The sequence below is a fragment of the Mesorhizobium sp. M4A.F.Ca.ET.090.04.2.1 genome (assembly GCF_003999085.1).
GTDB lineage: Bacteria > Pseudomonadota > Alphaproteobacteria > Rhizobiales > Rhizobiaceae > Mesorhizobium.
On sequence record NZ_RZOT01000296.1, the window covers coordinates 1 to 7357 of the forward strand.

At 64.3% G+C, this 7357-nt stretch carries 6 protein-coding genes; 1 reads left to right on the forward strand and 5 read right to left on the reverse strand.

Annotated features, from left to right (window positions below; genetic code table 11):
• The 4 genes from EN781_RS34845 to galE all read right to left on the reverse strand — a co-directional run.
• Positions 1 to 259: hypothetical protein (locus EN781_RS34845; protein WP_210213485.1), on the reverse strand; the 259-nt coding region annotated here is incomplete at its 3' end.
• 70 nt (positions 260 to 329) lie between these two features.
• The gene (locus tag EN781_RS20250; RefSeq protein WP_126056564.1) at positions 330 to 2156 is read right to left on the reverse strand and encodes an alanine racemase; all 1827 of its coding nucleotides are present in this window, start codon (positions 2154 to 2156) and stop codon (positions 330 to 332) included.
• A 2-nt stretch (positions 2157 to 2158) separates the two neighbouring features.
• A complete protein-coding gene (locus tag EN781_RS20255; RefSeq protein ID WP_126056565.1) occupies positions 2159 to 3409 on the reverse strand; it encodes a D-amino acid dehydrogenase in 1251 nt (416 codons plus the stop codon).
• 168 nt (positions 3410 to 3577) lie between these two features.
• A complete protein-coding gene (gene galE, locus EN781_RS20260) occupies positions 3578 to 4573 on the reverse strand; it encodes a UDP-glucose 4-epimerase GalE (protein WP_126056566.1) in 996 nt (331 codons plus the stop codon).
• 274 nt (positions 4574 to 4847) lie between these two features.
• Here galE and hemA point away from each other — a divergent pair, with 274 nt between their 5' ends.
• Complete coding sequence (gene hemA, locus EN781_RS20265; protein WP_126056567.1) at positions 4848 to 6125, forward strand: 5-aminolevulinate synthase; 1278 nt, start codon at positions 4848 to 4850, stop codon at positions 6123 to 6125.
• A 293-nt stretch (positions 6126 to 6418) separates the two neighbouring features.
• Here hemA and EN781_RS20270 read toward each other — a convergent pair.
• Positions 6419 to 7357: pyridoxal phosphate-dependent aminotransferase (locus EN781_RS20270; RefSeq protein WP_127400270.1), on the reverse strand; the 939-nt coding region annotated here is incomplete at its 5' end.

A 7357-nucleotide genomic window follows, 5' to 3' on the forward strand; every position in this document is an offset into this window, starting at 1 on the left:
CCAAAAAGGCGTCTATAATTAGCGGAGTCAATAAGAAATCCAGCTTAAATCCACTTGATTGCGAAAATAGAGATATGCCGTAATTAATTGACAGATACGATTCACATTCCGAACCTCCATCCCCATAGCTAATACCCATTCCAACATAATTTCCACAATTGTTGGCTTTTTCAAAAACACAAGCAGACGAGCCTGATAAAAATGCCATTGCAGCAAACAAGATGGAATTAACTCTGCCAACGTCCCCAAGTATTCTCATCTAGGCATCCAACTGGATTCAAAATTTCTGGGTTGAGGTTACGTTCCGCTCCGATCGCAAGTCAATTTAGCTATAGAATCCGCTTGCCGAAGGCCGACATGACGAAGCTGACGGCATCGGTGGCGATCCTGGGTTCGAGATCGGCGGTGAAGCCAGAAACGCTCATCGACAAGAGCCCGCCCGAGAGTGCCACCGCCTCCATCGCCTGATGCGTTTCGCGCACGGTGATGCCGCCGGAGCCTGCCGCCCAGCCGGAGAACTCGGTGACCTCGGGCGCATAGGCGACGTGGAACCCTTGGGTGCCGGAGGAGGCGATGTGGATCGCCTCGCGCATCACTTCCCCCATGCCCATGGCGTCGATGTCGGTCATGGTGAAGGCGGAGACGCGCGAATCCGTCAGCACGCGCGCCTCGGCCGGATCGGCGTGGCGCAAGCCGACGATGACGATGTTTTCCGGCGAAAGCTGCGGCTGCAACGCGCCCGGCTTGTGATCCAGACCCAACATGCGGGCGAGCACCGAAGCCTCCGGCAGGTCGATGCCTTCGATCTCCTCGGGCATCAGCGCGGCGATGGAATCGATCCAGATCAGGCCAAATGAGTGTGTCGCCCGCGCGGTCGCGGCAAGTGCCGTGTGGGCAATGCGGCGGTCGGCGCCCGCCGTCAGCCGAATCAGGCCCGAAGGCGGCCGTTCCGCGTCGGCCAATTCGACGACATCGAAGTTCATCGCCTCGAGCCGCGCCCCGGTCGCCTCACGGGCGAGGATGCCCGCCGCCGACGGCTCGGCCGAGATCGACACCATCTTGCGGCCGGAATAGTCCTCGACGTCGTGCATCGGGGCCTTCTCGACATATTCGGAGGTCATGGCGAGAAGCATGGCGCCATAGCTCATGCGGAAGGCGACGCGGCCGCCGACGACGGGAGGTGGATCGGCGTCCTGGACGTCAAGCAAAAGATGATCGCTGGAGGCGCCGAGCACGCGCACGCCCTTGGCGATCGGCATCAGGCCTTCGACCAGCACGTCCTCGCGGCCGATATTGGCGATGGCGCGCAGCCTGTCGCCCTCGTCGGGAAAGACCGGCTGGTTGCCGAACGCGTCGTAGCCGGACTGGCCGATCGGCCGCGATGGCTTCTTCTTGACCTCGATGATGTCGGCGGTAAGCCGGCAGGCATCGAGCTCCAGCGCTTCCCAGGGCGGATCGCGAAAAGTTTCCAGCCCGCCCTGCAGGATCGCCTCGCCGACCCTCAGATTGTTGATGCCGGCGGGCAGCCGGCCTTCGAGCAACAGCGGCAGCGAGGACGAGGCGCCGCCCGATATCCAATCGAGGCTTTTGCCCGACAGACGCTCGATCTTGTAGGCATGGGCGACGAGCTGGCCGAGATTCTCCTCGGTCGGCAAGATGGCGCCGAAGCAGCCGAGATTGGTGCCGATGCCGGCAATGCGCACGCCCTTCATCTCCAGGATCTGCTCGACGGTCGGCACAAGGTCGTTCGGCCAGATGCCTTCCCGCAGGTCGCCGAGGTCGACCATCAGCATGATGTCGTGGACGCGGCCCATGCGCTCGGCGATGCGGGCGATCTCGCGAATGATCGAAAGTTCCGACTGCAGGCTGATGTCGACGGTCCGCACCACCTCCTCGACGCGCGCGATGGGCGGGCTGCGCAAGAGCATGATCGGCGCATTGATGCCGCTGTCGCGCAGCCGGCGGATGTTCTCGAAGCGTGACTCCGCGATGCCGGCAACGCCGCCGCGCAGCATGGCGCGCGCCACCTGCGGCATGCCGCACATGCCCTTGGTGACGCCGAAGACCTCGATGCCGGAATGCGCGCAGCGCTCGACGACGGTGCGCGCATTGCGCTCGATGCGGCCGAGATCGATGGCGACTTGCGGTCCAGACATCTCTAGTTCCTGTAGACCAGCCCTTGCGGATCGATCTCCGGCTTGCGGCCGGCGACGATATCGGCGAGGAATTTTCCCGAGCCGCAAGCCATCGTCCAGCCGACATGGCCGTGGCCGGTGTCGAGGTAAAGGTTGGTGTAGCGCGCCTGCCCTATCACCGGCACGGAGTTCGGCATCATTGGCCTGAGGCCCGCCCAAAGCTCCGCTTTCTTCTCGTCGAAGGCGCCGGGAAACAGGTCCTTGCCGGTCCTGAACATGGCGGCGAAATCACGCGGCTTGAAGCTGCGGTCGAAGCCGGTGAACTCGGCGGTGGAGGCAAGGCGCAGCCGGTTGCCGAGCCGCGAATAGCCGATCAGCTGGTCCTCGTCGGCGCCGCCCATGGTCGGCCCCTTGCTCTCGTCCTCCAGCGGTATGGTCGCGGTGTAGCCCTTCACTGGATAGACCGGCAGGTCGATGCCGTAGCGGCGGCCGAGCAGGCCGCTTTCCGGTCCCAAGGAGATGACCACCGCGTCACCGGCGACCGGGCCGGCCGAGGTCATCACCGAGCGCACATGATCACCTTCGATGTCGAGGCCTTCGACGGTCGTGCCGAAGAGGAATTTGACGCCGAGCTTTGCGGCCGCATAAGCGGCGAGCTTTTCCACGAACTGCCGGGAATCGCCCGTCTGGTCGATCGGCGAATAGACGCCGCCGGCGATCTTGTCCCTGGCGCCGGCGAGGCCGGGCTCCAGCTCGATCAGCCGGTCACGGCCGACGATCTCGATCGGCAGGCCGTGCTCGGCAAGGTAGCGGTAATTGTCGGTGCCGGTGTCGAGGCTGTGCTGCGAGCGGAAGAAATAGAGAATGCCCTTCTTACGCTCGTCGTAGTGAATGCCGGTCGCTTCCGAGAGCGCGTTGATGCAGTCGCGGGAATAGAGCGCCAGGCGCAGCTTGACCTGGCTGTTGGCGCGCAGGCGCGCCACCGTGCACTGGCGCAGGAAGCGCAGGCTCCAGGCGAGGAAATAGGGATCGAAGCGCAGCCTGACCTTGATGCCGAGATCGTGGTTCCAGAGCGCGCGCATGAAGGTCTTCAGCGCGGCGGGCGAAGCCCAGGCGGTGGCGTCCCCGGGCGAGACAAGGCCGGCATTCGACTGGCTGGTGCCACGCGCGGCGGCCTGGTGGCGCTCGATCACCGTCACCTCATGGCCATCGCTCGCCAGGTAATAGGCGGCCGCCGTGCCAACGACGCCGGCCCCAAGCACCAAGACCTTCATGCCGCCCCCTCGAGCGGTTCACCGTTTCACGGAAACGCAGAACCGCTCTATTTCCTTGTTTTGACGCAATTCCGGAACAGGGCGGCGCGCCTCCACGCGCCGCCGTGAGACCCTCAATAGCGCGTCTCGGCGCGCAGGACGAGCCCTTGGGCTCGCAAGCTGATTGGGTCAGCCGCGTGCCGAGTTCTTGCCGCTGAGGATGCGTTCCCAGGCCAGCGCGTCGGCAACGATCTGATCGAGATCGTCGCGCTGCGGCGTCCAACCAAGCTCAGCGCGGGCAAGCTCGGAGTTGGCGACAATGGCGGCGGCGTCGCCGGGGCGGCGGTCGCCCATCTTGACCTCGAAATCACGGCCGAAGGCGCGGCGCACGCTGTCGATTACTTGCAGCACCGAGTAACCGTGGCTGTAGCCGCAATTGGCGACCAGGCTGGTGCCGCCTTCGCGTAGCCGCTGCAGCGCCAGCCGGTGCGCCGCCGCCAGATCGCTGACATGGATGTAATCGCGGATACAGGTGCCATCCGGGGTGGGATAGTCAGTGCCGAACACCTGCATGAAGGGGCGCTTGCCGAGCGCGGTCTCGCAGGCGACCTTGATCAGATGCGTGGCGCCCGGCGTCGACTGGCCGGTGCGGCCCTTGGGATCGGCGCCGGCGACGTTGAAATAGCGCAGCGCCGTATAGCGGATATCGTGCGCCTTCGCCGCGTCGCGCAACATCCACTCACTCATCAGCTTGGAAAGGCCGTAGGGCGATACCGGCGAAAGCCCGGCATCCTCGCGCACCGGTTCCAATCCGGCGCCACCATAGACCGCGGCGGTGGAGGAGAAGATGAAATGCGGCACGCCCTCGCGCACGGCCGTTTCGATCAGGGTGCGCGTCTTGGAAGTGTTGTTCTCGTAGTAGCCGAGCGGATCGGCGACCGACTCTGGCACCACGATCGAGCCGGCGAAATGGATGATGGCATCGACCTTGTTGTCCCTGATGATCTGGCCGACCAGTTCGCGGTCGGCGACATCGCCGACGACGAGCCTGGCCTCCGGCGCCACCGCCCATTCGAAGCCGGTCGAAAGCCGGTCGAGAACGACAACGCTCTCGCCCGCGTCCAGAAGCTCCCAGACCATATGGCTGCCGATATAACCGGCACCGCCCGTCACCAAAACCGTCATACGCGTCCTCGCTGATCAAGATTTGTTGGAAACTGTCTCAAGGCCGCCTTACTGGAAAGCGCGCCGCAAGGCGAATAAAACTCCAGTGTCAAATGCGTAACAGTCGCCGGGGCCCAAGGCATCGTACTGAAACAAAGTTGATCCACATCAAGGGAATAGGCCACGATCCGTGGTCGTTAGGAACACGCTTGGGGCGTGGCATTTTGACCAAAGGGCCCCGGTGGACGCCTGATGGGGCAATGACTATGATCCGGCACAAAATCGGGAAGGCGACATGAACTACCAGCGGTTCTTCGAGGAAGCGATCGACCAGCTCCATGCGGAGCGGCGCTACCGCGTTTTCGCCGACCTCGAACGCATTGTCGGCAAGTTCCCGCGAGCCATCTGGCGTTCCAACGGCCGCGCCCAGGAAATCACCGTCTGGTGCTCCAACGACTATCTCGGCATGGGCCAGCATCCCGACGTCATCGACGCTTTCCAGAAGGCTGCCGGCAAGATGGGGTCGGGCGCCGGCGGCACCCGCAACATCTCCGGCACCAGCAACCCGCTGGTGGAGCTTGAACTGGAACTGGCCGACCTGCACGACAAGGAAGCAGCGCTCGTCTTCACCTCCGGCTTCGTCTCCAACGAGGCCTCGATCTCGACCATCGCACGGCTTCTGCCGAACTGCCTGATCATCTCGGACGAGCTCAACCACGCTTCGATGATCGAGGGCGTGCGCCGTTCGGGCGCCGAAAAGAAGATCTTCCGCCACAATGACGTCGCGCATCTGGAGAGCCTGCTGCAGGCTGCGGGACGCGAGCGCGCCAAGCTGATCGTCTTCGAGAGCGTCTATTCGATGGATGGCGACATCGCCCCGATCAAGCAGATCGTCGACCTCGCCGAGCGCTACAACGCTATGACCTATATCGACGAGGTCCATGCGGTGGGCATGTACGGTCCGCGCGGCGGCGGCATTACCGAGCGCGAGGGGCTGGCCGACCGCATCGACATCATCGAAGGCACGCTCGCCAAGGCCTTCGGCACGCTCGGCGGCTACATCACCGGCACCAGCGCGGTGATCGATGCCGTGCGCTCCTATGCGCCGGGCTTCATATTCACCACGGCGCTGCCGCCGGCTGTTGCCGCCGCCGCCACCACCTCGATCCGGCATCTGAAGCGCTCGCAGGCCGAGCGCGACGCGCAGCAGCGCCAGGCGTCGCGGACCAAGGAGGTGCTTGCCGCCGCCGGCCTCCCGGTGATGGAATCGTCCACCCACATCGTGCCGGTGCTGGTCGGCGATCCCGAACTTTGCAAGATGGCCAGCGACCGCCTGCTCGGCGTCCACGGCATCTACATCCAGCCGATCAACTATCCGACGGTGCCGCGCGGCACCGAGCGGCTGCGCATCACGCCGACGCCGTTCCATTCGGACGCGCTGATCGCCGAACTTCAGGACGCCCTGGTCGAGACCTGGGACGCGCTCGGCATCCCCTATGCCTCGAGCGGCCGGCCGTCCGTCGCCAAGAGCGACCGGATCATTCCCCTGCTGGTGCCGAAGTCGGGCGGGTGACCTGCTGGTGGTTCGTGGGCGGTGATGCGTAACAGGTCCTGCCAAATCATAGAACGCTGGCGCTGCCCCTCATTGTCCTGCCGGACATTTCTCCCCGTGAAGAACGGGGAGAAATGCGCTGGCGTTGATGGTTTCGCCACCTGGCGCGTCGCAGAAAGAGCGGCGAGGTTGCGGCCCTCCCTTCTCCCCGTCCTTCACGGGGAGAAGGTGCCGGCAGGCGGATGAGGGGGGGCACCGCCCTTGAAAGTAAGCCGTTCAGGCAAGAACTTGCCTGACGCACAATCCAGCCTTGCTCAAATCGTTGTCATCCATTTCGCCAGGCGGTGCGCCGCCTCCTCGAGCTGGTCGAGGCGGCGGTGGAAGCATAGCCTGAGGAAGGTCTCGCCGCCGGGTCCGAATGCGGTGCCTGGCGCCAGGCCGACATTGGCATGGTCGACGATGTCGAAGGCGGCGGTGCGGGAATCGGTGATGCCGTCGACCGTGAAGAACAGGTAGAAGGCGCCCTGCGGCACGGTGAAGCGTGCCTTGCCGGTCGCGCCCAGAATGCCGCAGACCAGGTCGCGCGCGGCGTGCGCACGCTCGACCTGTTCGACGATGAAGGCATCCCCCTCGTCGAGGGCGGCGACGGCGCCGCGCTGCATGAACTGGGCGACACCCGAGGTCGAATACTGGATCAGGTTCTCGAACACCTGCTGCAAGGCGGGGTGGGTCCTGATCCAGCCGACGCGCCAGCCCGTCATCGCCCAGTTCTTGGAGAAGCTGTTGACGAACAGGATACGGTCTTCCGCCGTCGACACATCGAGGAAGGACGGCGCGCGGCCGCTTCCATAGTGGAAATGCGAGTAGATCTCGTCGGCAATGATCCAGACGCCGCTTTGGCGGGCAAGATCGAGGATCGCCTGCAGCGTCTCCCTGTCAGCGGTCCAGCCGGTCGGGTTGGACGGCGTGTTGACGAACAGCGCCTTGGTGCGCGGCGTGATCGCGGCCGCGATCTTGTCGACGTCGCAGGACCAGCCATTGCCGGACGGATCGAGTGTGACCGCAACCGGAACGGCGCCCGCAACCCCTGCCGCGGCGGCGAAATTCGGCCAGGCCGGCGACAGATAGATCACCTCGTCGCCCTGGCCGGCGAGTGCGTCGATCGCAAGCTGGATGGCATGCATGCCCGACGCGGTGACGATGAATTCCTCCTCGGCGAAGCTCTTGGTGAAATGCCGTCCATAGTAGCGGGC